The 25591-nt window shown below is 59.4% G+C and carries 25 protein-coding genes; 15 read left to right on the forward strand and 10 right to left on the reverse strand.

Annotated elements, in window-relative coordinates:
• The first annotated feature begins 61 nt into the window (after nucleotides 1–61).
• Nucleotides 62–1615, forward strand: coding sequence for a nitric oxide reductase transcriptional regulator NorR (gene norR, locus QRN20_RS22085; protein WP_240994208.1), 1554 nt, complete (start codon nucleotides 62–64; stop codon nucleotides 1613–1615).
• 112 nt (nucleotides 1616–1727) lie between these two features.
• Nucleotides 1728–1952, forward strand: a complete 225-nt coding sequence (locus QRN20_RS22090; protein ID WP_004885276.1) for a DUF6555 family protein — start codon at nucleotides 1728–1730, stop codon at nucleotides 1950–1952.
• An 18-nt stretch (nucleotides 1953–1970) separates the two neighbouring features.
• On the opposite strand, the gene QRN20_RS22095 is transcribed toward QRN20_RS22090, so the two are convergent.
• Entirely contained in the window at nucleotides 1971–3389 is a 1419-nt protein-coding gene (locus QRN20_RS22095) for an MFS transporter (protein WP_043305892.1), read from the reverse strand.
• A 316-nt stretch (nucleotides 3390–3705) separates the two neighbouring features.
• On the opposite strand from QRN20_RS22095, the gene QRN20_RS22100 reads away from it, so the two are divergent.
• A complete protein-coding gene (locus QRN20_RS22100; RefSeq protein WP_163003509.1) occupies nucleotides 3706–5013 on the forward strand; it encodes an Nramp family divalent metal transporter in 1308 nt (435 codons plus the stop codon).
• Nucleotides 5014–5076: 63 nt separating this feature from the next.
• On the forward strand, nucleotides 5077–6534 hold the full coding sequence (locus QRN20_RS22105; RefSeq protein WP_088235439.1) for an MFS transporter: 1458 nt from the start codon (nucleotides 5077–5079) through the stop codon (nucleotides 6532–6534).
• Here QRN20_RS22105 and QRN20_RS22110 read toward each other — a convergent pair.
• From QRN20_RS22110 to QRN20_RS22120, 3 genes are all read right to left on the reverse strand, one after another.
• On the reverse strand, nucleotides 6531–6728 hold the full coding sequence (locus QRN20_RS22110) for a hypothetical protein (protein ID WP_004885282.1): 198 nt from the start codon (nucleotides 6726–6728) through the stop codon (nucleotides 6531–6533). The genes QRN20_RS22105 and QRN20_RS22110 overlap by 4 nt on opposite strands.
• Nucleotides 6729–6849: 121 nt before the next feature.
• Nucleotides 6850–7053: a hypothetical protein gene (locus tag QRN20_RS22115; protein WP_043305894.1), complete on the reverse strand. Its 204-nt coding sequence runs from the start codon at nucleotides 7051–7053 to the stop codon at nucleotides 6850–6852.
• 63 nt (nucleotides 7054–7116) lie between these two features.
• Nucleotides 7117–7611: a DUF3828 domain-containing protein gene (locus QRN20_RS22120; RefSeq protein WP_122418824.1), complete on the reverse strand. Its 495-nt coding sequence runs from the start codon at nucleotides 7609–7611 to the stop codon at nucleotides 7117–7119.
• Nucleotides 7612–7810: 199 nt separating this feature from the next.
• Between QRN20_RS22120 and QRN20_RS22125 the strand changes: the two genes are divergently transcribed.
• A complete protein-coding gene (locus tag QRN20_RS22125; protein ID WP_058431754.1) occupies nucleotides 7811–8395 on the forward strand; it encodes a LysE family translocator in 585 nt (194 codons plus the stop codon).
• Nucleotides 8396–8405: 10 nt separating this feature from the next.
• Here the strand turns inward: QRN20_RS22125 and QRN20_RS22130 are convergent, their stop codons facing one another.
• The 3 genes from QRN20_RS22130 to QRN20_RS22140 form a co-directional block, all read right to left on the reverse strand.
• A complete protein-coding gene (locus QRN20_RS22130) occupies nucleotides 8406–9227 on the reverse strand; it encodes a helix-turn-helix transcriptional regulator (protein WP_122411977.1) in 822 nt (273 codons plus the stop codon).
• A 118-nt stretch (nucleotides 9228–9345) separates the two neighbouring features.
• Nucleotides 9346–9654, reverse strand: a complete 309-nt coding sequence (locus QRN20_RS22135) for an RcnB family protein (RefSeq protein ID WP_004885291.1) — start codon at nucleotides 9652–9654, stop codon at nucleotides 9346–9348.
• A 97-nt stretch (nucleotides 9655–9751) separates the two neighbouring features.
• Nucleotides 9752–10609 (reverse strand): SDR family oxidoreductase, encoded by an 858-nt coding sequence (locus tag QRN20_RS22140; RefSeq protein WP_043305898.1) that lies wholly within the window; start codon nucleotides 10607–10609, stop codon nucleotides 9752–9754.
• An 87-nt stretch (nucleotides 10610–10696) separates the two neighbouring features.
• Between QRN20_RS22140 and QRN20_RS22145 the strand changes: the two genes are divergently transcribed.
• The 3 genes from QRN20_RS22145 to poxB all read left to right on the forward strand — a co-directional run bounded on the left by QRN20_RS22145 (nucleotide 10697) and on the right by poxB (nucleotide 15144).
• Nucleotides 10697–11137, forward strand: a complete 441-nt coding sequence (locus QRN20_RS22145) for a winged helix-turn-helix transcriptional regulator (RefSeq protein WP_029242741.1) — start codon at nucleotides 10697–10699, stop codon at nucleotides 11135–11137.
• Between the two features lie 135 nt (nucleotides 11138–11272).
• Nucleotides 11273–13162, forward strand: a complete 1890-nt coding sequence (gene mrdA, locus QRN20_RS22150) for a penicillin-binding protein 2 (RefSeq protein WP_025996107.1) — start codon at nucleotides 11273–11275, stop codon at nucleotides 13160–13162.
• Between the two features lie 263 nt (nucleotides 13163–13425).
• Nucleotides 13426–15144 carry a ubiquinone-dependent pyruvate dehydrogenase gene (gene poxB, locus QRN20_RS22155; protein ID WP_043305900.1) on the forward strand — a complete coding sequence of 573 codons (1719 nt, stop codon included), beginning with the start codon at nucleotides 13426–13428 and terminating at the stop codon, nucleotides 15142–15144.
• Here poxB and QRN20_RS22160 read toward each other — a convergent pair.
• The gene (locus QRN20_RS22160) at nucleotides 15141–15563 is read right to left on the reverse strand and encodes a GFA family protein (RefSeq protein ID WP_029242743.1); all 423 of its coding nucleotides are present in this window, start codon (nucleotides 15561–15563) and stop codon (nucleotides 15141–15143) included. The genes poxB and QRN20_RS22160 overlap by 4 nt on opposite strands.
• A gap of 380 nt (nucleotides 15564–15943) precedes the next feature.
• On the opposite strand from QRN20_RS22160, the gene QRN20_RS22165 reads away from it, so the two are divergent.
• The 7 genes from QRN20_RS22165 to QRN20_RS22195 all read left to right on the forward strand — a co-directional run bounded on the left by QRN20_RS22165 (nucleotide 15944) and on the right by QRN20_RS22195 (nucleotide 22770).
• Nucleotides 15944–16870, forward strand: a complete 927-nt coding sequence (locus tag QRN20_RS22165) for a LysR substrate-binding domain-containing protein (RefSeq protein ID WP_004885300.1) — start codon at nucleotides 15944–15946, stop codon at nucleotides 16868–16870.
• Between the two features lie 135 nt (nucleotides 16871–17005).
• Nucleotides 17006–17632 (forward strand): antibiotic biosynthesis monooxygenase, encoded by a 627-nt coding sequence (locus QRN20_RS22170; protein ID WP_029242744.1) that lies wholly within the window; start codon nucleotides 17006–17008, stop codon nucleotides 17630–17632.
• Nucleotides 17633–17777: 145 nt separating this feature from the next.
• A complete protein-coding gene (locus QRN20_RS22175; RefSeq protein WP_029242745.1) occupies nucleotides 17778–19616 on the forward strand; it encodes an amidohydrolase in 1839 nt (612 codons plus the stop codon).
• Nucleotides 19617–19685: 69 nt separating this feature from the next.
• On the forward strand, nucleotides 19686–20315 hold the full coding sequence (ycaC, locus tag QRN20_RS22180) for an isochorismate family cysteine hydrolase YcaC (RefSeq protein ID WP_285361203.1): 630 nt from the start codon (nucleotides 19686–19688) through the stop codon (nucleotides 20313–20315).
• 520 nt (nucleotides 20316–20835) lie between these two features.
• Complete coding sequence (locus QRN20_RS22185; protein WP_029242746.1) at nucleotides 20836–21153, forward strand: hypothetical protein; 318 nt, start codon at nucleotides 20836–20838, stop codon at nucleotides 21151–21153.
• A 538-nt stretch (nucleotides 21154–21691) separates the two neighbouring features.
• Entirely contained in the window at nucleotides 21692–22213 is a 522-nt protein-coding gene (locus QRN20_RS22190; RefSeq protein WP_122415226.1) for a chalcone isomerase family protein, read from the forward strand.
• Between the two features lie 17 nt (nucleotides 22214–22230).
• Complete coding sequence (locus tag QRN20_RS22195; RefSeq protein ID WP_032651876.1) at nucleotides 22231–22770, forward strand: DUF3833 domain-containing protein; 540 nt, start codon at nucleotides 22231–22233, stop codon at nucleotides 22768–22770.
• A gap of 13 nt (nucleotides 22771–22783) precedes the next feature.
• On the opposite strand, the gene moaA is transcribed toward QRN20_RS22195, so the two are convergent.
• Nucleotides 22784–23782, reverse strand: a complete 999-nt coding sequence (gene moaA, locus QRN20_RS22200; RefSeq protein ID WP_058432994.1) for a GTP 3',8-cyclase MoaA — start codon at nucleotides 23780–23782, stop codon at nucleotides 22784–22786.
• 234 nt (nucleotides 23783–24016) lie between these two features.
• The gene (locus QRN20_RS22205) at nucleotides 24017–25369 is read right to left on the reverse strand and encodes a cation:proton antiporter (RefSeq protein WP_004885313.1); all 1353 of its coding nucleotides are present in this window, start codon (nucleotides 25367–25369) and stop codon (nucleotides 24017–24019) included.
• Nucleotides 25370–25591 lie beyond the last annotated feature (222 nt).

Genomic DNA, 25591 nt, shown 5'->3' on the forward strand with positions numbered 1-25591 from the left:
GGTGTCGGGGTGATAGCAAATCGGGTCATAATGACACCTTCGCTTTCACTGTTCTGGAGTCATGATGACCCATCCACTGCTGCGTGCGCTGGTGCCGCTGGTTGCCGATCTGTCCCGTGAACTGCCGGATGAGGAACGGTATCGACGCTTGTTGCAGTCATTGCGTCAGTGGTTGCACTGCGATGCCGCCGCGCTGCTCAGACTGGACGAGGGTGTGCTGATTCCGCTGGCGGTGGATGGCCTTAGCCCTGACACGTTGGGTCGCCGCTTTCGGGTCGAAGAACATCCTCGTTTCAAGGCACTGCTGGAAAGCCCGGTCCCGGTACGCTTCTCCTACGACTGTCCGATGCCCGACCCCTATGACGGTCTGGTGGAGGGGCATGGCCCGCTGGAAGTCCACGACTGCGTTGGCTGCGTGCTGCACTTCCAGGAGCGGCCGTGGGGGCTGATCACGCTGGATTCTCTGGACCCGTCGAGCTTCGGCAAGGTCGATCTGGATAATCTGCAGGCGTTTGCCAGCCTGGCTGCCGCTACGGTCATGGCCAGCGAGCGTATTCAACACCTGTCGCGTGGGGTCGAGGATCAGCGGCAATTGGTCGAGGTCTACAAGCGGGCTGCAGGCGGTCGGGCGCCTCGCGAACTGATTGGCCAGAGTGAGGTGCTGGAGCGCTTGCAGCAGGAAATCCAGCTGGTCGCCAATAGCCCGCTCACCGTGCTGGTGACCGGTGAAACCGGCGTCGGCAAGGAGCTGGTGGCCGAGGCCATCCATTTGCATTCTCCCAGGGCTCACAAGCCGCTGATCAGCCTCAACTGCGCGGCACTCCCGGAAACGCTGGTCGAGAGTGAGCTGTTCGGACACGTCAAAGGTGCGTTCTCGGGCGCGGTCAACGGGCGCAGTGGCAAGTTCGAACTGGCCGATGGCGGCACGCTGTTTCTCGATGAGGTCGGCGAGTTGCCGCTTTCCGTGCAATCCAAGCTGCTGCGAGTGCTGCAGAGCGGACAGTTGCAGCGGGTTGGCTCGGATCAGGAACATCGTGTGGACGTGCGCATTATCGCTGCCACCAACCGCAATCTGGCCGAAGAGGTGCGCTCCGGTCGGTTTCGCGCCGATCTGTATCACCGCCTGAGCGTGTATCCGTTGCAGGTGCCGGCATTGCGCGAGCGGGGCCGTGACGTGTTGCTGCTGGCCGGATACTTTCTTGAAGAGAACCGTCTGCGCATGGGGTTGCGCAGCCTGCGTCTTAACCCCGAGGCGCAGCGGATGCTGCTGGCGCATGCCTGGCCCGGCAATGTTAGAGAACTTGAGCATCTGATCAGCCGTGCCGTGCTCAAGGCATTGTCCGGCCATGCACAGCGGCCGCGTATTCTGACCATCGAGCCTCAATCCCTGGGACTGGATGAGGCGATCGATAGCTTGCCGCTGTTACCACAAGCCCTGGAGGTTGCCGCGGGAGTCGAAGGGCAGGGGCTCAAGGCCGCGGTGGATGCCTATCAACGTGCATTGATTGCCAATGCACTTGATCGACATCAGGGACGATGGACCGAAGTTGCCCGCGAGTTATCGGTAGATCGCGCCAATCTCAACCGGCTTTCGAAACGACTGGGGATCCGCTGATATACCGTGACGCGTGTTATTGGTCGCTGAACGTTGAAAAAGACTGAATTTTTTCATAGTGACTTGGGTCACCTGTTACTCAAGCCACCACTGAAAAAGGATCAGGCTTTCAATGGCACTGCCCAAACACTATCGAATCGATTATCTAATGAACGGCTCTTTCAAGAGTTTCTATATACGAACCGAACATATGGATAACGTTGAGGCCTGGCATTACGCGAGTGTTGATGCTGGCCTTGCGCGTATCCCGAAATACCGTCTGGAGAAAGTGCCCCGCGTCTCCAAACCCTACGCAGAACACTTTGGCGTGACCGATGTGGAGTGGGCTCAGGCCTGAGCCCACTGTCTGCGTGATCTAGCGATGGGCGATATTTTCCAGCGCCAGATTACGGGTACGAGGGCCGAAACCACCGATGGTGATGATCACGATCAGCATGCTGCTGACGATGAACGCCAGAACGCCCGGTGTGCCGAAATGCTCCAGAAATATCCCGATGAGCAGACTGCTGAAAACCGTCGACAGGCGGCTGAACGAATAGCAGAAGCCCACGGCACGCGCACGAATGTTGGTTGGAAACAGCTCACCCTGATAGGAGTGATAACTGAAACTCAGCCAGGCGTTGCTGAAGGTGATCATGATGCCGCAGAAGATCAGCCCTGCTGCACTGGTCTGAAACGCGAACAGCGTGCCGAAGATCATCGAACTCAGGGCGGAACCCACAATCTGCCATTTGTTTTCAAACCGATTGGCAAACTTCACGAACAGCAGCGGACCCAGCGGATACGCCAACGTAATCACGAAGGCGTAGCTCAGGCTGTGGGTCACGCTTACCCCCTGGCCCGATAACAACGCTGGCAGCCAGTTGCCGAAACCGAAGAAACCGATGGCCTGGAAAATGTGGAAGGCGATCAGCATCAAGGCGCGACGTCGGAATGGCGGCTGCCACATATCGGCGAAGCGACCCTTACCCTCGACTGCGACGGTTTGCGGCTCAGGCTGATCCAGCGGCTGTTTGTGATCCTTCAGGCAGCGCGCTTCCAGATCATCCACGACCCGTTCGGCTTCGACGAAGCGCCCATGCTGGGCCAGCCAGCGCGGCGACTCAGGCAGCGAAGAACGCAGCCACCAGATAAACAGTGCAAACACCGCACTGCTGATCACCACCCAGCGCCAGCCGGCATAACCGAGCGGATCCTGCGGCACCAGCCACCACGACATCAACGCCACACTGGGCACGGCCAGAAATTGAATCGAGAAGGCAAACGCGAAGGCCGAACTGCGTATGCGTTTGGGTACCAGTTCCGACAGGTAGGCATCAATAGTGACCAGTTCAACACCCAGGCCGATGCCGACCAGAAAGCGCATGCCGATCACGCCCATTGCCGAGGTCTGCAGGCCCATCATCACAGTCGCCACGGTGTACCAGATCAGCGCGCAGGTGAAGATGGCGCGGCGGCCGAAACGATCAGCGATTGGACTGACCAGACTGGCGCCGAAGAACAGCCCCAGAAAGGTCGCCGAAGCGAAGGCTGCCTGATCGGAGAAGCCGAACAGCCCCTGGCTGCCGGTGGCAAAGATACCTTCGCGAATCAGACCGGGGCTGATGTAGGCCGTCTGGAACAGGTCATAAAGCTCGAAGAAGCCACCGATGGAGAGCAGGGCAATCAGTTTCCAGATGGTGGCGACCGCAGGCAATCGGTCGATCCGGGCCGAGATGAGGGCGGCGCGAGCTGGGTCGGCGTGCGTATTATTGTTTGAGTTGGAAGAGGCCATCGTTGGACCGTCCGGCAGGATAGGGACCGCCATCGTACTGGTTTTACATTTGGTAATAGTTGCGAAATAAAGCGTTTTTAGTGCCGGTTTTGGCGAATTATTGCTTTGAAACTTAGAGTCGCGATTTTTTCTGAAGGCGCGATAAAGATTTTTTTACAAATCCAGTAGCAGCTAATTTTGCCTTGAATGCATGATCAACGGCATATGAAACGACGGGAACCGACCGTTACCGGCCACTCATGTATCAAGATGTGTAACAAAACCTTAGGATAGGCGCATCGATTTTTTGCCTTCCCGGACTCTCGTGACGTACAAACTGCCTACTACGGCGACAGCGCCGTTTTGCCCTTCGGCGACCACCGACAGTGTCGCCATCCCGGCCAATGCTTCGCCGCTGCGCAAGATGATGATGTTCATCGGCCCCGGCTTGCTGGTATCGATCGGCTATATGGACCCCGGCAATTGGGCCACAGCCATTGAAGCAGGGTCGCGCTTCGGTTATTCACTGCTGTTCGTGGTGGTGCTGGCGAGCCTTTCCGGCATGGTGCTGCAAAACCTGTGTTCGCGTCTGGGCATTGCCACGGGCCGGGATCTGGCGCAACTGTCTGCGGCGCGTTACAGCCGCAACGTCGCCAAGGGGCAATGGCTGTTGGCAGAGCTGTCGATCATTGCCACGGATCTGGCCGAGGTGCTGGGGGCCGCGCTGGCGTTTCATCTGCTGCTGGGCGTATCGATCACCGTGGGTGTCGGCCTGACGGCGTTCGACACGCTGATCGTGCTCGCTTTGCAGGGCGCCAATTTTCGTCGCCTCGAAGCCATCGTACTCGGGCTGATCGCGACCATCGCCGCATGCTTTGCTGTAGAGCTGATCCTGATCAAACCGTTCTGGCCGGACGTGGCAGCAGGTCTCAAACCCAGTTGGGATGTGCTGAGCAGCCAGGAGCCGCTGTACATCGCCATCGGTATTCTTGGTGCGACGGTGATGCCGCATAACCTGTACCTGCACTCATCTGTGGTGCAGACACGCGTCAACGGTTCTGATCTGGCGAGCAAGGCCACCGCCATCCGTTACGCCCGCCTGGACACCATCGGTTCGCTGAGCCTCGCACTGCTCATTAACGCTGCGATCCTGATTCTGGCTGCCGCCGCTTTCCACAAGACCGGCCATACCGATGTGGTCGAGATCCAGGACGCCTACCACCTGCTCGATCCACTGGTGGGCGGCGCGATTGCCAGCGTGCTGTTCGGCGTAGCTTTGTTGGCAGCGGGGCAGAGTTCGACCTTTACCGGCACCATCGCCGGACAGGTCGTGCTCGAAGGTTTTCTGCAGGCGAAGATTCCCTGCTGGCAGCGGCGTCTGATCACCCGTGCGCTGGCCCTGATTCCCGCGCTGATCGGTGTGGTCTTGCTGGGTGACAGCTCGGTGGGGCAGATGCTGGTGCTCAGTCAGGTGGTGCTGAGTCTGCAACTGCCTTTTGCCCTGTGGCCGCTGATCCGGTTCACGAGTGACAAAAGTTTAATGGGGCCTTTCGTCAACGGGCGGCTGGTACAGATCGCGGCCTGGGGCCTGTTTGGTCTGATCTCTGCTGCCAACCTGACGCTGTTGTGGTTCTGGATCAGCTGAACTTAGGGTCTCGGGCGCGGCTCTCAATCCTGACATTCAGGTCCGTCGTGAAGGAATCCCGAGATGACAACGATCCAGACGCCGGAAAAGGGCAAGGTGTTCGAGACAGATTTGCCTGCTCGACTGGATCGATTGCCCTGGGGACGTTTTCACACGCTGCTGGTCATAGCGCTGGGCATCACCTGGCTGCTTGACGGCCTGGAAGTCACGCTGGCCGGCTCGGTCGCTGGCGCGTTGAAGGCCAGTCCGGTACTGAACCTCAGCAACAGCGAGATCGGTCTGGCAGGCGCCGCCTACATCGCCGGGGCGGTGCTGGGGGCCTTGTTCTTCGGCTGGCTGACCGACCGTCTGGGGCGGCGCAAGCTGTTCTTCATCACATTGGCGCTTTATATCAGCGCCACTTTCGCCACGGCATTCTCGTTCAGTGTCTGGAGCTTCATGCTGTTCCGGTTTTTGACCGGCATGGGCATCGGTGGTGAATACACCGCCATCAACTCGACCATTCAGGAGTTCACCCCGGCGCGTTATCGCGGCTGGGTGGACCTGACCATCAATGGCACCTTCTGGCTGGGCGCCGCATTGGGTGCGGTCGGCTCCATCGTGTTGCTGGACCCGCAGTGGGTCGGCGCCGAACTGGGCTGGAGGTTGTGCTTTGGCATCGGCGCAGTGCTTGGCCTGTTCATCATGCTGATGCGCCTGTGGCTGCCGGAGAGTCCGCGCTGGCTGATGATTCATGGCCGCTCGGAGGAAGCACGCAAGATCGTCGAGCAGATCGAAGCCGATATGCAGCGCCGCGGACATGTGCTGCCAGCCATCGAAGGCAAGCCGTTGCGATTGCATGCCCGCGACCACACGCCACTGGGCGAGATCTTCCACACGCTGTTCGTGTCGTTCCGTCAGCGCTCGCTGGTCGGCCTGACGTTGCTCACGGCTCAGGCGTTTTTCTATAACGCGATCTTCTTCACCTACGCGCTGGTGCTCACCGATTTCTATGATGTGCCCTCCGAGCGCGTCGGCTGGTACGTGCTGCCACTGGCACTGGGCAACTTTTGCGGGCCATTGTTGCTGGGTCGGCTGTTCGATGTGGTCGGACGGCGGATCATGATCAGCCTGACCTACGGACTGTCGGGCGTCCTGCTGGCGATCAGCGGCTATCTGTTTCAGCAGGGCCTGCTGGACGTCACCCAGCAGGCCATCGCCTGGATGGTGATTTTCTTCTTCGCGTCGGCCGCCGCCAGCTCGGCGTACCTGACCGTCGCCGAAACCTTCCCGCTGGAAATACGCGCGCTGGCGATTGCCGTGTTCTACGCCTTTGGCACGGGACTGGGCGGAATCATCGGGCCGACATTATTTGGTGAGCTGATCGAAACGCACGACCGCAGCAATGTGCTGATCGGTTATCTCATCGGGGCGGGGTTGATGCTGTTGGCGGCGTTCGTGCAGTCGATCTGGGGCACGGCGGCCGAACGCAAATCGCTGGAAGAAGTGGCGCGACCGCTGTCTCAGGCGAAGGATGACTAGCTGAAAACGCCCCGCAGGTCCATGACGGACGCCTTCAGGCCTTGGATCTGCTCGCTGACCGCCTGAGCCTCATTCGACCGTGAATTGTTCTGCAGGTAGGCGAGGTGGCCGGACATGTTGCGCGAAACGCGCTCAAGGTCGTCAGCGGTGCGCTGTACATAAGCCTGAATGTCTTTGAGCTGCTCGATGTGCACGAATGCATTCCTGTAGGTCGCATCCGAGCGCACTGATTGAAGAGGGTTTATCACACTGCTGACAGTCTATCGGCGCTGATGGCGGGTTGCTTTAGGCCAGGCGATAAATAAATCGATGCACCTAATCTTCGTCCTCATCGTCCTGCTCCGAATAGGAATCGAGCAGCTCTGCCAGCGCCAGGGTGCGTTTCAGTCCGCTCATGCTGGACATGATGTCGGCCACTGCTCGTGTCGCCGCAATCCTCGCGGCTTCGCGTTCGGCATCAGTGTTATTGGGCGTGGCATCCTGCGCCGCTTCAATAATCGACTGCTCAAAGGTATTCATGTAGCTCGCTCTTGGTATCCGGCAGACTGTGATACAGACAATGACCTATTGTTTCAAGAGCCATCAGTCCCCTTCGTACGGGAAGTCCTGCAAGGTCTGCGTCAGCGCGACTTCCTGCGGGCCCTGCAGGTCGTCAAGTGCCCAGCAGCCATTGGAGTTCTTGACCAGTCGCAGGCGCGACGTCTGACTCGCGGGCGCCTGTTGCGGCGCATCCTTGTAGCCCAGCAGGTAGGTCATCTCGACCACGGCCTGTTTGTCTTCGCTGGAGACCAGCTTCCATTCGATGGGTTTCTGTACGTCGCCGTCCTGCGCGTCGGTCCATGGATTGGCGGTAATGGCGCACTGATCCCCGCCGGGGCCCTGGCACGTCCAGTCTCGCTTCAACAGACCCAATAGCGGTTTGGACAGATAGTCCGCCGCGCCTTTGCCGTTGATGTAGAAGTCCTGATGTTTCTCATAGATCCATCGGCCCGTATCAGCCGGTGTGGTCGCCGGGCAGGCGGCATGCGCAGTGGAAGAGAGCAGACAGGCAAGGACGAGCGCAAGAGGTCGGGACATGTAGCGGACTCGCAGTGAGATAAGTTGATTGCAAGGTGATGACATCGCATTTGTAGTCCACACGGTCAAAAAAGCAATCGTTTTGTTCTATGCACGGGTTACGTTTGAGAACGTCAAGGAGGGTAATTTCCTTCAATACGCCCATGTTTCGGTCGGCTTACCTTGGCCCGGTCTTTCTGATCGTGGTCGAGGAGCTTTCATGAGCCTGTTCATTTCCATGGCCGCCTTTGCGCTGGCGTCGTCCATCACGCCGGGGCCGGTGAATATCGTTGCCCTGAGCACCGGGGCACATTATGGATTCTGGTCCGGCATGCGCCACGTGCTGGGCGCGACGCTGGGGTTCACCCTGTTGCTGGTGCTGATCGGTTTCGGCCTGCACGAAACCTTGCGCGAATGGCCGTTTCTGACCCGGATCATTCAATCGGCGGGCGTGGCGTTTCTGCTGTATATGGCTGTGCGGCTGGCGATGGACGACGGCCAACTGGCTGTGTCCGGGTCGGGGAAGGCTCCATCGATGCTGCACGGAGCGATCATGCAGTGGCTCAACCCCAAGGCGTGGCTGGCATCCATAGCAGGCATGGGCGTGTTCGTCGCCAATGGCGAGGCATTATTGATCGGCCAGTTTGCAGCGATCTATTTCGTCGTGTGTTACCTGTCTTTGGGCTGCTGGGCTTATGCGGGCAGCTTTTTGAGCCATTACCTGCGCAGTGCCAGAGGCGTACGGGTGTTCAACCGGCTCATGGCATTGATGCTGGCGGGGTGTGCCCTGTATCTGGTGGTCTGAACCCGGTGGCTCAGAAACGGTACTGCCCGGGCGTTGCAGCCAGGTGTTTTTTGAACTCGCGCTGGAAGTGCGCCTGATCGGCAAAGCCGGTTTCCAGCGCCACATCGGCGATCAGTCGGCCTTCACGCAACCGGTTGCGGGCGTGTTGAATGCGGCGATTAAGCAGGTAGGCGTGGGGTGTCATGTGATAACGCTGCTCGAACGCGCGAATCAGGTAGGAAGCCGATAAGTTGGCTGCTTCGCAGATATCGGACAGCCTGATGGCCTTGGTGAAGTGCTCGTTGATGTACTCGGCTGCGCGGGTCACTTTGGGTGAGCGCGGCTCGACGACGGTTGCTTCGCCGCCCAGCGTTTTGTGCATGAGGGCGAAGAATGACACGGCCGTGCAGTGCTTCTGCAGCGTATCGGCCTGCGTATCGATGAGGGTTTCATACAGCGCCGTCAGTGCGGCGAACAGCGCGGGGTCGCGACTGTGGGTCGGTGTCAGCGGTCGAAAGGCCGCGCCGGGTTCGTCCTGGACAGAACCCAGCCAGTCGCTGTCGACGTACAGCATCAGGTATGACCACGGCTGATCCTCGATTGGATTGCAGGCATGCACATCCCCCGGATTCATCAGCACCACGGTTCCCGCAGTCACACGCTGGGAGGTTTTTTCGTGCAGGTAGGTGCTTTGGCCGCGAGTGATCGCGCCAATCGAGAAAATGTCGTGGGAATGACGTGCGTAACACACCTTGCGACCGTCCTGAACCGAACGTGCTTCGATGAACGGCAAGCGCTCGTCACGCCAGAAGAACGGCGTACTGTCAGACGGGCTGAGAGGATGGGTGGTCATGCTGATGGCCCTTCGGCTTGATGTTCTTGTCTGCCGAGGGTAGCTGATTTGGGCCAGGCACGGCCATTGAACCGGATGAAGCGGGAACGACGCTGGGCCGCTCCCGTGCACCTGCTGCTTACTTCTTGACCGGTACGATATCGACGATCTGTCCGTTGACCTTCTGGAAACGCACGTACTTGTCGTTGATCTGTACCCACTCGCTTTCCTTGGCAGGCTCTTCCAGACCCTTGGCTTTCCAGTCCTTGATGCTGGAGTCGCTGCGGCGGTACTTCTCGGGCACGCGCGAACCCATTTCAAGCTCGTGGGTATTGTCCTTGGACTCGGCCACTTTCGGCTCGGGCGCATCGGCAGCGTGAACGGGCAGGGTGGCGACCGAGAAGCAGCCGAGCAGAGTCATGCAGGCGATCAACGATTTGCTTTTCATGTAAAGACTCCCAGTCTTTGTCGTAATGCGATGGCTTTATGCCTCGTAAAGACTGGGACCCTCAGCGGTGAAAATCATTCGATCAGGTTTTCCCGCATCAGCCTTTCAGGGCTTCGGCGATAGTGACGGACAGCGGTGTAGTTGGGCGGCCGATCAAACGGCTCAGCTGGCGGGTGTCGTCGAACAGCGCGCCCTTGGAGGCGGCAACGTCCGAGTCGGCAAACAGATGGGCATAGACCTCGGGCAAACCTGCCTTGACCAGCGCCGCTTCGAAGTCAGCTTGCGAAAGATTCACGTAAGGCACGTCCTTGCCGCTCTGTTTTGACAGTTCGGCGGCGAATTCGGACAAGGTGTAGGTCTCATCACCGGCCAGTTCGTAAACACGCCCTGACTGATCGTCTTTAGACGTCAGCACAATCGCAGCGGCCTGAGCGTAGTCAACACGCGCGGCCGAGCTGATACGGCCCTGGTCGGCGCTGCCGATGAATGCGTCATGAGCCAGTGCGCCGGGGATAGATGCGGCGTAGTTCTCGGTGTACCAGCCATTGCGCAACAGGGTGAACGGCAGGCCGCTGGCGCGCAGGTAGGCTTCGGTCTCGACATGTTCATCGGCCAGCCCCAGCGCCGAGGTGTCCGCACGCAGAACGCTGGTGTAGGCGAGCAATTTGACGCCAGCCTTTTTGGCAGCATCAATGGCGGCGCGGTGCTGGGGGAAGCGTTGCCCTATTTCGTTCGAGGAAATCAGCAGCACTTTGTCAGCGCCCGCGAATGCACTGTCCAGCGTCGCGGGTTGCGAATAATCGCCATGGCGGACATGCACGCCCAGCGCCGCGAGGTCAGCGGCCTTTTCCGGGCTGCGTACCGCCGCGACGATTTCGTTCGCAGGAACGGTTTCGAGCAGTTGTTCAATCACGAGGCGACCCAGTTGGCCGGTGGCAGCAGTGACAACGATCATGGAGAGTGTCCTTGTATTGGTTCGAAAGAAAGGCGAGCATAGCGACAGTGCTTACCTTTCGTAAGTACGTACGAAAAGGTAAGTGCCATGCACGATTCAGATACCCAAACCGCAGTCAGTGCTGGCGAGTCCCTGTTGGCGACTATCCGTCAGGGGCAAGTGCTGGCAAGTGACTGTCCGTCCCGCATCATCCTTAACCACGTGTGCGGCCGTTGGGGTGTGCTGGTGCTGATCGTGCTACGCGGTGGCATGCATCGCTTCAGTGAAGTGCGGCGCAAGATCGGCGGAGTCAGTGAAAAGATGCTTGCGCAGACCCTGCAACAGCTGGAACACGACGGGTTTGTCGATCGCAGGGCGCTGCCGGTAGTGCCGCCCCATGTCGAGTACAGGCTGACTGCGATGGGGGAGGAAGTGGCGTTGCAGGTCGAGACGCTGGCGGTCTGGGTCGAGACGAACCTGCCACGGATCATGCAGGCACGTGCTGCGTCGGAACGGGCCGATACGCACGCACAGGCCGAGCCTGCATGACGCTTCGCTGACAGAATTTTCATCCAGTGACAGTCAGGTCGGCCCCCTGCAATCACTACTTCTTGGTATGGTGCGCGCCGAAACATTCATTTACATGTTCCGTTGTATCGTGACTTTTACCGAGAAGCTGTAGAAATGCCCGAACCGATTCCTTTAAAGGACCATGAAAAAGAGACGCGACTGGTCAATCAGCGCCTGATTGCCTGCGCCATACTGGTCGCCGTACTGGCTGGCTCCCTGATCGCACGGATGTATTTCCTGCAGGTCACCGAATTCGAATACCACTCGACCATTTCCGAAAACAACCGGGTGCACGTGTTGCCGATCCCGCCCGAGCGCGGGCTGATCTACGACCGCAATGGTGAGGTCCTGGCCGACAACCGCCCCAGCTTCAACCTGACCCTGACCCGCGAGCGCGCCGGTGACTGGCACAAGGTCATCGATGAACTGATGACCCTGCTGGAACTGCCCGATGAAGACCGCATCCTGTTCGACAAGGAACTGAAACAGGTTCGTCATCCGTTCGAGCCTGCGACGCTGCTGTACGAATTGACCGAAGAGCAGATCGCCATTCTCGCCGTCAATCAGTACCTGCTGCCGGGCGTCGATGTCGCAGCGCAGTTCGTGCGTCACTATCCGCTGGGTGACCACTTTGCCCATTCCATTGGCTACGTCGGACGTATCAACGAGAAAGAAGCCTCGCAACTGGACAACGAGTATCGCGGCACGCAATCCATCGGCAAGACCGGGATCGAGCGGTTCTACGAGTCCGAACTGCATGGCCACGTAGGCTACGAAGAAGTCGAAACCAATGCCCAGGGCCGTGTGTTGCGCGTTCTGAAGCACACTGATCCGGTACCGGGCAAGAACATCACCCTGAGTCTCGACGTGCATCTGCAGGAGGCTGCCGAGAAAGCGCTGGGTGATCGTCGTGGTTCGGTGGTGGCGCTGGATCCCGAGACGGGCGAGGTGCTGGCGATGGTCAGCAAGCCCAGTTTCGACCCCAACCTGTTTGTGACGGGTATCAGCTTCAAGCAGTACGCCGCACTGCGGGATTCCATCGACCGGCCGCTGTTTAACCGCGTACTGCGCGGTCTGTATGCGCCGGGCTCGACGGTCAAGCCGGAAGTGGCGATTGCCGGGCTGGACAGCGGGGTGGTCAATGCCTCGACCAAGGTCTTCGACCCCGGTTATTTCCAGCTGCCGGACTTCGATCACAAGTACCGCAACTGGAACCACAGCGGCGACGGCTGGGTGGACATGGACACGGCGATCATGCGGTCCAACGACACCTATTTCTACACGTTGGCACACAAGCTGGGCATCGACCGTCTGCACGACTACATGACCATGTTCGGCATCGGCCAGAAGGTCTCGCTGGACATGTTCGAAGAGTCGGCGGGCCTGATGCCGTCCCGCGAATGGAAGCGTGCCACACGCCGTCAGGCCTGGTTCCCGGGCGAGACCGTGATTCTCGGTATCGGCCAGGGCTACATGCAGGTCACGCCGTTGCAACTGGCTCAGGCAACCTCGCTGATCGCCAGCAAAGGCGTCTGGCACCGTCCGCACCTGGCGATGGACGTGGGCCATGTGGCACCGGTGGACGAGCACCCGATGCCCAACATCGTGCTGCACGACCCGCGTGAGTGGGAGCAGGTCAACGAAGGCATGCAGATGGTCATGCACGACCCGCGCGGTATTGCGCGCGATGCGGCCAAGGGTGCGCAATACCGCATTGCGGGCAAGAGCGGCACGGCCCAGGTCGTGGCGATCAAGCAGGGCGAGCGCTACAACCGCCTCAAAACGCTGGAGCGCAACCGGGACAACGCCCTGTTCGTCGGTTTCGCCCCGGCAGAGCATCCGAAAATCGTCGTCTCGGTGACCATCGAAAACGGCGAGGCGGGTGGTCGTGTGGCAGGCCCCGTAGTGCGTGAAATTCTCGACGCCTGGCTGCTCGACAACGACGGCAAGCTCAAACCGCAATACGCCGCACCGACCAAGCCTGCAGGCAATCCGCACGCCTGATCATGCCCAGGCCCCACTGATCGTGCCCATGCTCTGCGTGGGCATGCCTCCCGTGACGCTCCGCGTCACAAATGTCACAGACTGCGCATCCAATGAGCCTGGCACTTGGCTTCTAAGGCACTGGTGCGCCCAATCTGAACACCCCTCAGTTTCCCGGAACTGTCGAGAACGCAACAGGTCGACCACAACAGGCGTAGCAGAGCGCTGCGCAGTTTCTTCCAGTACGGAAGCTGAACCCTATTTGCCTCGACAAGGAACCCCGCATGTCCAAGACCATTGCCGACCATCTCGCGCAAACCCTCGCAGCGGCAGGTGTTTCTCACATCTGGGGCGTTTCCGGTGACAGCCTCAACGGCCTGACCGACAGCCTGGAACGCACCGATTCGATTCGCTGGATGCACACCCGCCATGAAGAAGTCGCCGCCTTCGCCGCAGGCGCTCAGGCTGCCAGCAGCGGCAAACTGGCGGTTTGCGCCGGCAGTTGCGGACCCGGCAACCTGCACCTGATCAATGGCCTGTACGACTGCCATCGCAACCGCGTCCCGGTTCTTGCCATTGCTGCCCACATCCCGTCCTCGGAAATCGGCCTGGACTATTTCCAGGAAACCCACCCGCAGGAGTTATTCAAGGAGTGCAGCCATTTCGTCGAACTGGTCAGCAACCCGGAGCAATTCCCGCGTGTGCTGGAGCGTGCGATGCGCGCCGCGATCAGCCAGAAGGGCGTGGCGGTGATCGTGTTGCCGGGTGACGTGGCGCTGAGCGCAGCGCCCGACGTTCCGGTCAAATGGGTTGAACCCACGCCACCGACTGTCGTTCCCGCTGAAAACGATCTGCAGGCCATGGTCGAGCTGCTCAATGACTCCAAGGCCACGACGCTGCTGTGCGGCGCTGGCTGCGCGGGCGCCCACGAACAGGTCGTTGCGCTGGCCGAAAAGCTCGGCGCGCCCATCGTGCATGCCCTGCGCGGCAAACAGCATGTCGAGTACGACAACCCGTTCGACGTCGGCATGACCGGGCTGATCGGCTTCAGCTCCGGCTACCACGCCATGCTGTCCTGCGACACGCTGGTAATCCTTGGCAGCAGCTTTCCGTACCGAAACTTCTATCCCGAGAAAGCCAACGTCATCCAGATCGACCTGGACCCGACCCAACTCGGCCGTCGCACTCCGGTAACGCTGGGGCTGACCGGCGGCGTGCGGGAAACCCTCGACGCGCTGCTGCCCAAACTCAAGCCGCACTCGGACCGCCGTTTCCTCGACAAGGCCCTCAAGCACTACGCCAAGGCCCGCGAAGAACTGGACGAACTGGCTACGCCGACGCCTGCCGACACGCCGATCCACCCGCAGTACCTCACGCGCCTGATCGACGAACAGGCCGACGCAGACGCCATCTTCACCGTTGACGTCGGCACGCCGACACTGTGGGCGGCGCGCTACCTGCACATGAACGGCCAGCGCAGCCTGCTAGGCTCGTTCAACCACGGCTCCATGGCCAACGCACTGCCCCAGGCACTGGGCGCCAAGGCCGAACACCCGGATCGTCAGGTTGTGGCGCTGTGCGGCGACGGTGGGCTGTCCATGCTGATGGGTGACCTGCTGAGCATTCGTCAATTGAACCTGCCGATCAAAATGGTCGTGTTCAACAACAGCTCATTGGGCTTCGTCGACATGGAAATGAAAGCCGCTGGCTACGTGCCCCACGGCACCGATTTCCACGAAACCAACTTCGCCGGTGTGGCGCTGGGCGCCGGTATTCTGGGCATACGCGTACAAAGTGCCGAAGAACTGCCCGGTGCCTTGCGTAAAGCCTTCGACCATCCCGGCCCGGTGCTGATCGACGTCGTGACCGCCAAGCAGGAGCTGGGCATCCCGCCAAAAATCAAACTTGCCCAGGCCAAAGGTTTCAGCCTGTACATGATGCGCGCCGTGTTCAGCGGCCGTGGCAGCGAAGTACTGGAACTGGCCAAAACCAACCTGCGTTAATCACACAAGGGCAGGGGCTCGTCAGGCCGGTCGGCGGGGTGATTGACCCCGTCACTGGTCTGCACCGGCCCCAGATCGAACGGGTTCACACCTTCCAGGCACGCGACGTTGTAGCCAAACTCATGCGGATTGGAGCGTCGCCGATGGTGCGTATAAACCCCGCACCGGCCGCAGAAATAATGCTCGGCCGTGCGGCTGTTGAACTGATACAGCTTCAGCATCTTCTGGCCGTGAATCACGCGAATACCATCTTCCGCCACCGTCGCCACGATAGCCCCACGCCGTCGACACAACGAACAATCGCAGCGTCTGGGGTCTACAATGCCGTCTGGCAAATCCAGTTTCAATACGACTGCTCCGCAGTGGCAGGATGCGAGATGGATGGGTTTGATCTCGGTTGGGCCGACTGATTTGATCATGGGGGATCCCTCCTTGTTGTTTATTGAGGTTACCCCGCGAGCATCGTTTTACTGACACCTTTGGTCAGGCAAATGACCCGTCGACGCCGATCAGGTACTGCGCCAATCATTCAGGGAATGTGATCACCTCCTTGGCGACACCGGCCCGTAGGAGCGGACTTGTCCGCGAAAAGGCCCGTAGCGCTATTCGCGGACAAGTCCGCTCCCACGAAATCATGCTCCTCAGGAGGGCAGGTTGTTCGATAAGACGCGGACGGCGATTTGATCCTCGAGCTGCCACTCAGCACACCCATACAATCCCCGCGCCCCACATTCGTGCCTACTGACGTCAAAGCCTCGCCTCGCAGGCACTTTGATCATCAGCCCACGGAATCCTTCTCATGAATCGCAACGACCTGCGCCGCGTCGACCTCAATCTGCTGGTGATTTTTGAAGCGTTGATGTTCGAGCGCAATCTCACGCGTGTGGCGGAAAAACTGTTTATCGGTCAGCCCGCGGTGAGTGCGGCGCTGGGGCGGTTGCGTGATCTGTTTGATGACCAGTTGCTGCTGCGCAACGGGCGGGCGATGGAGCCGACTGTGCGGGCGCTGGACATTCTCAAGGAGATACGCCCGGCGCTGGACACCATTTCAGGGGCGGTGAGTCGGGCCAAGGAGTTCGACCCCTCGACCAGTAACGATGTGTTCCGCATCGGCCTGTCCGATGATGCGGAGTTTGGCTTGCTGCCGCCGCTGCTTTCGCGTCTGCGGGAAGAGGCGCCAGGCATCATTGTGGTGATTCGTCGGGCCAACTATCTGTTGCTGCCTGCGCTGCTAGCCTCTGGGGAGATTTCGGTCGGGGTCAGTTACACCGTCGATCTGCCGGCCAATGCCAAGCGCAAGAAGCTGCGGGACATCGGTTGCAAGGTCATCCGGGGCGACGCGCGACCGGAGCCGTTGACGCTGGACGAGTACTGCGAACGGCAGCACGCGATGGTGTCGTTCTCCGGCGATCTGAGCGGCAATATCGATCTGGACCTTGCTCGCGTCGGACGCGCGCGCAAGGTGGTGCTGGCGGTGCCCCAGTTCAATGGGTTGCGGGCGTTGCTGGCCGGTACCGAGTTGATCGCCACGGTGCCGGACTACGCTGCGTGTGCGCTGATCGAAGGCTGTCAGTTGCGCGCTGAAGAGCCGCCGTTTCCGATCGTGCCCGCCGAGCTGTCGATGGTGTGGAGCGGGGTGCATGACAACGACCCGGCCGAGCGCTGGTTGCGTGGGCGTATTGCCGAGTACATGGCAGGGCCGCTGGACATCAAGACGCCGCAGTAAGGCAGGCAAAAACAAAGACAGCACATACGTTCAATTTCTGACGCTGGTTTGACGGCAGTATCGTCGACATCCTGAGCCGTACAGATTCGACTGGCCAGGATCCGAATTCAATTTCTGTTTCTGGAGCCTCTGGCCATGTCCGAACCCATCCGTCTTGATACCGAAGCTCGTGTCGTCGGCAGTGCGGTCTTCAATGAAGTCGTCACCCTGGTGATCAAGCACCGGGTCAAGACCGGGCAGGAGAGTGCCTACGAGAGCTGGCTGCGTCGCATCGTGACCATTGCCAGCGGTAAACCCGGTCACTTGGGCGTCGATGTGATCCGCGCCAAGGAGGGCGGACTGCAGATGTTCACCAGCGTGCTGCGTTTTCATTCGACGCAGGCCATGCAGGACTGGCTGGACTCCGATGAACGGAAAAAGCTGGTGCAGGAGGCCGAGCCGATGCTTGCCGATGGCGACCAGACGCTGGTCAATCCGCATAACGAATTCTGGTTCACCCCGACTACCGAAGAAGGCAGCCCGCCGCCGCGCTGGAAGCAGGCGTGCGTGTCGTTCATGGTCATTCTGCCGCTGACGCTGTTCGTGCCGCTGTTCTGGGGACCGATTTTTGCCCGCGTATCGTGGCTGTCCAGCTACTTCGTCAGCACTGCGCTGGTAACCATCACCATCGTGCTGCTGGTGGTGTACCTGATGATGCCGGCCGCGACCCGCCTGATGGCGCCGTGGCTCAACGCGTCCGCGAAAAAATCACAAGGGAAGTGATCCGATGACAGACGACAAAACCGATCTGCAACGGCGCCGTTTCATTGCCAAAGGCTCTTTGTTGAGCGCGGCTGCGGCAATTCTTCCTTCTCTGTCTTTCTCCGGCCTCGCCGGTGCCTCTCAATCTTCCGCCAAAGGTGTAGCGATGAATGTCGAACTGATTCTGTTCAATGGTCAATTCCATACGGTTGACCGCGAAAAGCCCAAAGCCAGTGCTGTGGCGATCAGCGGTGGCCGGTTTGTTGCGGTGGGCAGTGATGCTGAAGTCATGGCCATGCGCGGCAGTGCGACACAGGTGATCGACCTCAAGCAGCGCACGGTGATCCCGGGCCTCAACGACTCTCACCTGCACCTGATTCGTGGCGGTCTCAACTACAACCTCGAACTGCGTTGGGAAGGCGTGCCCTCCGTGGTAGACGCGCTGCGCATGCTCAAGGACCAGGCTGATCGCACGCCGACGCCGCAATGGGTGCGTGTGGTGGGCGGCTGGAACGAATTCCAGTTCGCCGAAAAACGCATGCCGACGCTTGAGGAACTGAACCAGGCCGCGCCCGATACGCCGGTGTTTGTCCTGCACTTGTATGACCGCGCGTTGCTAAACCGCGCTGCGTTGCGCGTTGCAGGTTATACCCGCGACACGCCGAACCCGCCGGGTGGCGAGATCGTGCGTGATTCGCAAGGCAATCCGACCGGCATGCTGGTGGCCAAGCCCAACGCGATGATTCTGTACTCGACGCTGGCCAAGGGGCCGAAGCTGCCGCTGGAATATCAGGTCAACTCGACGCGGCAGTTCATGCGTGAACTCAACCGTCTGGGCCTGACCAGCGCCATCGACGCCGGTGGTGGTTTCCAGAACTACCCCGATGATTACGCCGTCATCGAGCAACTGGCGCGTGAAAAACAGCTGACCGTGCGTATTGCCTACAACCTGTTCACCCAGAAGCCCAAGGAAGAGCTGGCCGACTTCAAGAACTGGACCAGCAGCGTCAAGCTGCATCAGGGCGATGACTTCCTGCGGCACAACGGGGCAGGGGAGATGCTGACCTTCTCGGCTGCCGACTTCGAAGACTTCCTCGAACCTCGCCCGGACCTGCCGCCTGGCATGGAAGGCGATCTGGAGCCTGTGGTGCGGCATCTGGTCGAGCATCGCTGGCCGTTCCGTCTGCACGCCACCTACGACGAGTCCATCAGCCGCATGCTGGACGTGTTCGAGAAGGTCAACCGCGATATCCCGTTCAATGGTCTGCCGTGGTTCTTCGACCACTGCGAAACCATTACGCCGAAGAACATTGAGCGTGTTCGTGCGCTGGGCGGCGGTATCGCGATTCAGGACCGCATGGCATTCCAGGGCGAGTATTTCGTGGAGCGCTACGGCGCCAAGGCTGCCGAAATGACGCCGCCGATCAAGCGCATGCTGTCCGAGGGCGTGCCAGTCGGCGCGGGCACCGATGCCACGCGGGTGTCCAGCTACAACCCGTGGACTTCGCTGTACTGGATGGTCAGCGGTCGCACGGTCGGCGGTCTGGAGCTCTACCCCGAAGGGCTGCCACGCGAGACAGCGCTGGAACTGTTCACCCACGGCAGCGCCTGGTTCTCGTCGGAACAGGGCAAGAAAGGCCAGATCAAGGTCGGGCAACTGGCCGACGTAGTGGCGCTTTCTGCGGACTACTTCAGCGTCGAGCCGGAAGCCATCAAATGGATCGAATCGGTGCTGACCGTGGTTGACGGCAAGGTCGTATACGGCAGCGGCGATTTCGAAACCCTCGCGCCGCCAACCCTGCCGGTGTTGCCGGACTGGTCGCCGGTGGCCAAGGTTCCGGGTCACTGGCGTCCGACTTCGCCGATGGTCGCCCAAGTGCATCAGTGCAGCGGCCCTTGCGCCGTGCACTCCCACAGCCATGAGCGCGCGCGACTTTCCAATGCGCCGGTCAGCGATTTCCAGGGTTTCTGGGGCGCATTCGGCTGTTCCTGCTTCGCTTTCTGATCGGATTACCCAGGACGCACGGGGCCGCCGCGCCCCGTGCCATTAGCGACAACCTTAAAGGAGTCAACCATGAGCACCGCAACCCCTTACAACCGTTTGAACAAAGACGACGCCGCCGTTTTGCTGGTCGATCATCAGACCGGTCTGATCTCGCTGGTGCAGGATTTCTCGCCCAACGAATTCAAGAACAACGTACTGGCACTGGGCGATCTGGCCAAGTTCTTCGACCTGCCGACCATCCTGACCACCAGCTTTGAGTCCGGCCCGAACGGTCCGCTGGTGCCTGAGCTGAAGGAGATGTTCCCGGACGCGCCTTACATCCCGCGTCCAGGCCAGATCAACGCCTGGGACAACGATGATTTCGTCGCAGCGGTCAAGGCGACCGGCCGCAAGCAATTGATCATTGCCGGTGTCGTGACCGACGTCTGCGTAGCGTTCCCGACCCTGTGTGCGCTGGCTGAAGGCTTCGAAGTGTTTGTGGTGACCGATGCTTCCGGCACCTTTAACGAAACCGTTCAGAAAGCGGCCTGGGCACGCATGAGCGCGGCCGGCGCACAACTGGTCAACTGGTTCTCGGTGGCCTGCGAGTTGCAGATTGACTGGCGCAACGACATGGAAGGCCTGGCCAACCTGCTGTCCCAGCGTATCCCGAACTACCGCAACCTGATGAACAGCTACAGCGCTTTTACCGCCAAATAACCTGCGGTTCCAGGCGGCACAGTGACTATACGGTCACTGTGCCGTTTTTTTTTGCCTTGTCGGACAATTATGTAGTGCGTGAAAATAATCACTACATAATGATTGACGACCCCGGTTTCCTTTTGCATTATGCAGCTGTCTCCCTGATCGGGAGCGCCGCAAAGATGTATTGAACAGGCTCGGCAAGCCGTCGAGATGTTCCCGGATGTAGGCTGCCCACAAGGCAGATTGATGAAGCTGAACTGGCATGATCGTCCTGATGAGCAGGCGAGAGGCTGGCGAAACGTTCTCATGAAGCTTGTGGTTGATCGTTCGATGATCATCAGGCCTTTGGGTTTCGCGACTTCTTCTCTCTTCGATGACGCTGCCATGTAGCGGCTTTACATCAAGGCTACCTGCAATTCCTTGAGGGCTGGATCTGCATTCGACGAACACTCCATCGTGTTTCGTGCATGAATCGTCTGGCACATGAACTTGATGTATCAACCATTGAACTGCTTACGAGCGAAGGAGCATCAACATGAACATGAACAATCAACCGAACATTGATGAACTGGCTCGTCTGTTTGCCGCCCGCAAAGATACGCTGGATAACCACATTGCATGGATTACCGATTCCGGCGAAGTTCATGTGGACCCCATGACGCCGCACACTCAGGAAGATGAGTTCCGCGACGCTCATCCCGAGTTGCGCGCCGCGCTGGGCATGTTCCGCCGGGGTCTGGGCTACGTCGGCAAGAAGGCGGCCGCTGACCGGTCCTACATGGAAAGCACGCTGCAGGCGCTGAAGAACGAGTGGCAGAACAGCCGCCGTCAGGCGCACAGTCGGGTGGCCTGAAACGATTGAAGTTTCGAACGGGAAGTTTTACCGGTAAACGTTGCCAACTGAAGAACAGGTCCGCTTCCTTGTCAGGCAGGGTGGCGGACTTGTCGCTGATCAGCCAATTAACTAACGACGCTTTGACAGGGAACATTTCGTTCAACTGAAAGAGTGTTCTTCTCCACGTTGTACATCCCCAATCCTTGTCTAACTTCCTTGCGAGGTGGTTGCTGCCGGTCGCGATTGTCGTCGGTTTTTTGCGTTTATCGCTTCCTCGCCGTTTTTTCACGGTCCAGACACGTTGCAGCAGCGGAGCCTGCCAATTTCCGGTGTTTCCAGCAGTCTCTTTGTACCAGCCCGGCTAACTGCCTGTTTCAAATCTGAAAAAAAATCTTGTCTTATTGTTGTACAAAGCGACATCACTGGTATAGATTTTTACCACGAGTCAGCGTGTTTGGCGCTGTTTTTGCCGGTTTCGGTATAGACCACACCGCTGACTCTACTGATTTTCTTCACCCGCTGGCGTCCTTGCCAACGGTCCTGCAAGAGGCTGACGATGGTTGCGCCGAGATGGTTATTGATCGTGGTGCTGCTGCTCAGTGGCAGTGTTCAGGCCAGTTGGCGTGAAGCGCTGCCGAATGCTCAGGTCGTCGGTTCCGGCGAGCTCACCCTGTTCGGGTTCCGGATCTATACCGCCAGACTTCTGAGTCCCGCCACGCCTTTCACAGTCAATTCGCCCATGGCGCTTGAACTGACTTACCACCGCGACATCGACCGGCAAGATCTGGTCGACGCCAGCATCGATGAAATCAAGCGCATTTCCGGAAAGTCTGTCACGGCCGAGCAATTGGAAGCCTGGCGGCAGCAGATGAGTCAGGCGTTTGTCGATGTCCAGCCCGGCATGAAAATTACCGGTGTCTATCTGCCTGGACGCGAGGCGCGGTTCTACGTGGGCGAGAAGCTTCAGCACGTTGTGCCGGACAGTGCGTTCGCCAAAGCGTTCTTCGACATCTGGCTCGACCCGAAAACCCGCAATCCGGAACTCCGGGAACGTTTGCTGGGCAAGGCGCAATCTTGAGAATTCATGGAGGGCTCATGCTCAGAAAATGGTTAGTGTTGTTGTGCCTCGGTTCAGTCCTCGCGGGCTGTGGCGGCGTTCCGGTCACCCGATACAGCCAGGAAACGCCGAAGCTTGATCTTCGTGAATATTTCACCGGTCGCACGGAAGCCTGGGGCATGTTTCAGAAACGCTCGGGCGAGGTCACCAAGCGCTTTCACGTGATCATCAATGGCCACAGTGAAGGCGAAGTGCTCGTGATGCATGAGGCGTTCAGCTACAGCGATGGCACGACGCAGGTTCGCGAATGGCGCCTGCGTCCGGACGGGCCGGGGCGCTGGACGGGTACGGCGGGTGATGTAGTGGGGGTTGCCAGCGGCGAGGTGTCCGGCAACAGCTTTCATTGGCGCTACGTGCTGAGACTGCCGGTGGACGGCACCGAGTATGACGTGAGCCTGGATGACTGGATGTACCTGATCGACAAGCAGACCATGGCCAATCGTTCATCCATGACGAAGCTGGGCGTGGAAGTCGGTCAGATCACTCTGTTCTTCCGCAAGCAGGATATGCCGAAATAATCGTGAACCGGCGTTAACCGCCGGTCATGTTCATGAAGCGCACCACCTGTACACCATCGTCATGGGTGAAGTTGTGGCTCCACGGCTTGATCTGCATAGCATCGATGATTACCTTTTCCAGCTTGTGCGGCTGACCCGGATTGGCTCTTAACACTGACTTCAGGTCAACCGAGTGCTCGTTGCCCAGGCACAGCAGCAAACGACCTTCAACCGTCAAACGAACCCGATTGCAGGTGCCGCAGAAGTTGTGGCTGTGCGGAGAGATAAAGCCGATACGAATGCCCGGCGCCTCGGCCAGTCGCCAGTAGCGTGACGGGCCTTGCGTCGAGTCTGTGGAAGGCACCAGCGTGTAGCGTTCGGCAATGCGTTCACGCACCTGATCGCTGGAGCAGAAGGATTCAGCGCGGCTGTGCTCGCTGATGATACCCAGCGGCATTTCTTCGATGAACGACACATCCAGATTGCGATCGATGGCGAAGGCCAACAGATCGTTGACCTCATGATCGTTGCGACCCTGCATCACTACACAGTTGAGTTTGGTGTGGGTGAAACCGGCGGCGTTCGCTGCATCGATACCGGCGATGACGTTGTTCAGGTCGCCGGTCCGGGTCAACTCACGAAAACGGGCCGGGTCCAGGCTGTCGAGGCTGATATTCAAACGCGTAACGCCCGCGTCGAACAGCGGCTTGGCCAGTTTGTCGAGCTGCGAGCCATTGGTGGTCATGCACAGTTCGCGCAAGCCGGGCAGGGCAGCGATGCGCTCGCACAGGCCCACCACACCGGCGCGTACCAGCGGCTCTCCACCGGTCAGACGAATCTTGCGCGTTCCCAGCGCAACAAAGCGCTCGGCCACCTGAAGGATTTCTTCCAGCGAAAGGATCTGTTGCCGAGGCAGAAACGTCATCTCTTCGGCCATGCAATACACGCAACGGAAATCGCACCGGTCGGTCACCGACATGCGCAGATAATCGACTTTGCGGGCAAAGCGGTCCATCAGGACGGGTTCTGACATTTAACCTTCTTACTTGATCGATCAATGAAGTGGCTGCCCGATTTGGACGCCACTGCACGGAAGGAGTTTGATTTTTCGAGCGTGCCGTACAGACCCATAGTAGCCACAGGTCCCGATTATTGCACTGCTATTGAACTGGCTTCATGCCAGCAACGCTACCGAGTCGAAATGCCGCAGTCCAATCGCTTGTTCCAATGGCCTGATCGACTTGATCTATGGCATCCCCCGTGTCCTTTATTCCGGGGCAATACTGGCCTTGGAACTGCGCTCGTAGCGCTCCAGCAGTGGCTGGATACTGATGCCGTGTACCAGAATGCTCAGCGCCACGACTGACAGCGTCATGCCGATAACCAGATGGCCTACATCTTCAGCCAGGCCGTGGGACAGGGCAAAACAGAGGTAATACAGGCTGCCGATGCCGCGGATCCCGAACCAGCCGACCAGCGCTTTCTGTCGTTTATTGAGCAGGCGTTTGCTGATCAGCAACCAGACACTCACAGGCCGGATGATGCAAAACAGCGCCAGCCCCAGACCGATGGCGCGCCAGTCCCAGTAAATGGCCAGCGCTGCGCCCAGCAGGGTGATCAGCAGCACTTCCATGGCCCGCTCGACGAGACTGCCGAACGCCAGCATGTCGCCCATCATGACGCCTGCAGCCAGTTGTGAGTCGCTCAGTTCCTCGGCTTCAGCCACCGTGCCTTTCTCGATCGAACCGGTCATGTGCCCGAGCACCGGTTGCGCGACGTGTTCGGAAGGCACCTCCGAGCGAGTGATGCGCGCTTCTGCCTGACGCAAGCCAACCCCGGCCGCGAACACCGAGAGAAAACCGAAGGCGTTCACGCTTTGTGCGACCACGTAGGACAACGCGATAAGGGCCAGCGCCAGATAGTCGTTGGGCGAGGAGGTGCTGTCCGAATTTCTGATGCGCAGAAAAATCATCAAATGCCCGACGCCACGACCCATTCCGTAACCAATCAGCAAGCCGGCAGGGACGGCCCATATCAGGTGCTTGAAGAACCACAGTTGCACCCAGTCTGCCGTGCTCTCGCCAGAGCTCAGGTACAGCAGCGCGAAGATCACGAACGGGAACGCCGTGCCATCGTTCAGCCCCGCCTCGCCGGACAACCCAAAGCGCAGGCGATCCTGGTCCTGAGCATTATTGACCTGCACCATCCCGGCCAGTACCGGGTCAGTCGGCGACAGCACCGCGCCCAGCAGCAACGCGATCCCCCACGTCAGGCCGAACAGGTAATGGGCCGCGATGGAAACACCGGCAATGGACGCCAGCATCACCGGACCTGCGAGCCAATACGCCGAATGCCAAGCCTTGCCGCGCAACGGCAGGCGTAATTTGATGCCGGTGCTGAACAACGAAAACAGCACCGCGGCTTCGGTGAGGCGTTCCAGCCATTCGTAGGACTCCTTGAAGTCCAGATCCAGAACGCCAAGCCCCATGGGGCCAATGCCGAAGCCAAACGCCAGGCACACCGCCGAGGTGGTGACCGGCATCCAGCGCAAATAGGAAGACGTTAATGCCAACAGCATCAACAGCGCGCCAAGCACGCTCATGCAGACAATGAAACTCATAATGGAAGGTTCGCCGTGAAAGCGCCTTGAAAAGAGGGCGTAACCTTGGGACTGCACTCAGGGGAAATAAGTTGAAATAATTTGTCCACGGATGGATGAGCGTGCTTTTCGCTGATCAGATCACTCTGATCGTTCCCACTTTTGCGCTCATCGTTATACACACGTCAGCCTCAACACTGATCGTGCCCATCGCTCCGCGTGGGCATGCCTCCCGTGACGCTC

This window comes from Pseudomonas sp. fls2-241-TYG-175, from assembly GCF_030209155.1.
Lineage (GTDB): Bacteria > Pseudomonadota > Gammaproteobacteria > Pseudomonadales > Pseudomonadaceae > Aquipseudomonas > Aquipseudomonas viridiflava.

What these genes read in the sequence shown, in the direction of transcription:
- QRN20_RS22095 (WP_043305892.1), bottom strand. Translation starts at nt 3,389, where the DNA reads ATGGCCTCTTCCAACTCAAACAATAATACGCACGCCGACCCAGCTCGC.
- QRN20_RS22190 (WP_122415226.1), top strand. Translation starts at nt 21,692, where the DNA reads ATGGTTGCGCCGAGATGGTTATTGATCGTGGTGCTGCTGCTCAGTGGC.
- QRN20_RS22160 (WP_029242743.1), bottom strand. Translation starts at nt 15,563, where the DNA reads ATGATCAAATCAGTCGGCCCAACCGAGATCAAACCCATCCATCTCGCA.
- QRN20_RS22090 (WP_004885276.1), top strand. Translation starts at nt 1,728, where the DNA reads ATGGCACTGCCCAAACACTATCGAATCGATTATCTAATGAACGGCTCT.
- norR (WP_240994208.1), top strand. Translation starts at nt 62, where the DNA reads ATGATGACCCATCCACTGCTGCGTGCGCTGGTGCCGCTGGTTGCCGAT.
- QRN20_RS22145 (WP_029242741.1), top strand. Translation starts at nt 10,697, where the DNA reads ATGCACGATTCAGATACCCAAACCGCAGTCAGTGCTGGCGAGTCCCTG.
- poxB (WP_043305900.1), top strand. Translation starts at nt 13,426, where the DNA reads ATGTCCAAGACCATTGCCGACCATCTCGCGCAAACCCTCGCAGCGGCA.
- QRN20_RS22125 (WP_058431754.1), top strand. Translation starts at nt 7,811, where the DNA reads ATGAGCCTGTTCATTTCCATGGCCGCCTTTGCGCTGGCGTCGTCCATC.
- QRN20_RS22185 (WP_029242746.1), top strand. Translation starts at nt 20,836, where the DNA reads ATGAACATGAACAATCAACCGAACATTGATGAACTGGCTCGTCTGTTT.
- QRN20_RS22105 (WP_088235439.1), top strand. Translation starts at nt 5,077, where the DNA reads ATGACAACGATCCAGACGCCGGAAAAGGGCAAGGTGTTCGAGACAGAT.
- QRN20_RS22135 (WP_004885291.1), bottom strand. Translation starts at nt 9,654, where the DNA reads ATGAAAAGCAAATCGTTGATCGCCTGCATGACTCTGCTCGGCTGCTTC.
- QRN20_RS22170 (WP_029242744.1), top strand. Translation starts at nt 17,006, where the DNA reads ATGTCCGAACCCATCCGTCTTGATACCGAAGCTCGTGTCGTCGGCAGT.
- QRN20_RS22165 (WP_004885300.1), top strand. Translation starts at nt 15,944, where the DNA reads ATGAATCGCAACGACCTGCGCCGCGTCGACCTCAATCTGCTGGTGATT.
- QRN20_RS22195 (WP_032651876.1), top strand. Translation starts at nt 22,231, where the DNA reads ATGCTCAGAAAATGGTTAGTGTTGTTGTGCCTCGGTTCAGTCCTCGCG.
- ycaC (WP_285361203.1), top strand. Translation starts at nt 19,686, where the DNA reads ATGAGCACCGCAACCCCTTACAACCGTTTGAACAAAGACGACGCCGCC.
- QRN20_RS22130 (WP_122411977.1), bottom strand. Translation starts at nt 9,227, where the DNA reads ATGACCACCCATCCTCTCAGCCCGTCTGACAGTACGCCGTTCTTCTGG.
- QRN20_RS22140 (WP_043305898.1), bottom strand. Translation starts at nt 10,609, where the DNA reads ATGATCGTTGTCACTGCTGCCACCGGCCAACTGGGTCGCCTCGTGATT.
- QRN20_RS22205 (WP_004885313.1), bottom strand. Translation starts at nt 25,369, where the DNA reads ATGAGTTTCATTGTCTGCATGAGCGTGCTTGGCGCGCTGTTGATGCTG.
- mrdA (WP_025996107.1), top strand. Translation starts at nt 11,273, where the DNA reads ATGCCCGAACCGATTCCTTTAAAGGACCATGAAAAAGAGACGCGACTG.
- QRN20_RS22120 (WP_122418824.1), bottom strand. Translation starts at nt 7,611, where the DNA reads ATGTCCCGACCTCTTGCGCTCGTCCTTGCCTGTCTGCTCTCTTCCACT.
- moaA (WP_058432994.1), bottom strand. Translation starts at nt 23,782, where the DNA reads ATGTCAGAACCCGTCCTGATGGACCGCTTTGCCCGCAAAGTCGATTAT.
- QRN20_RS22115 (WP_043305894.1), bottom strand. Translation starts at nt 7,053, where the DNA reads ATGAATACCTTTGAGCAGTCGATTATTGAAGCGGCGCAGGATGCCACG.
- QRN20_RS22175 (WP_029242745.1), top strand. Translation starts at nt 17,778, where the DNA reads ATGAATGTCGAACTGATTCTGTTCAATGGTCAATTCCATACGGTTGAC.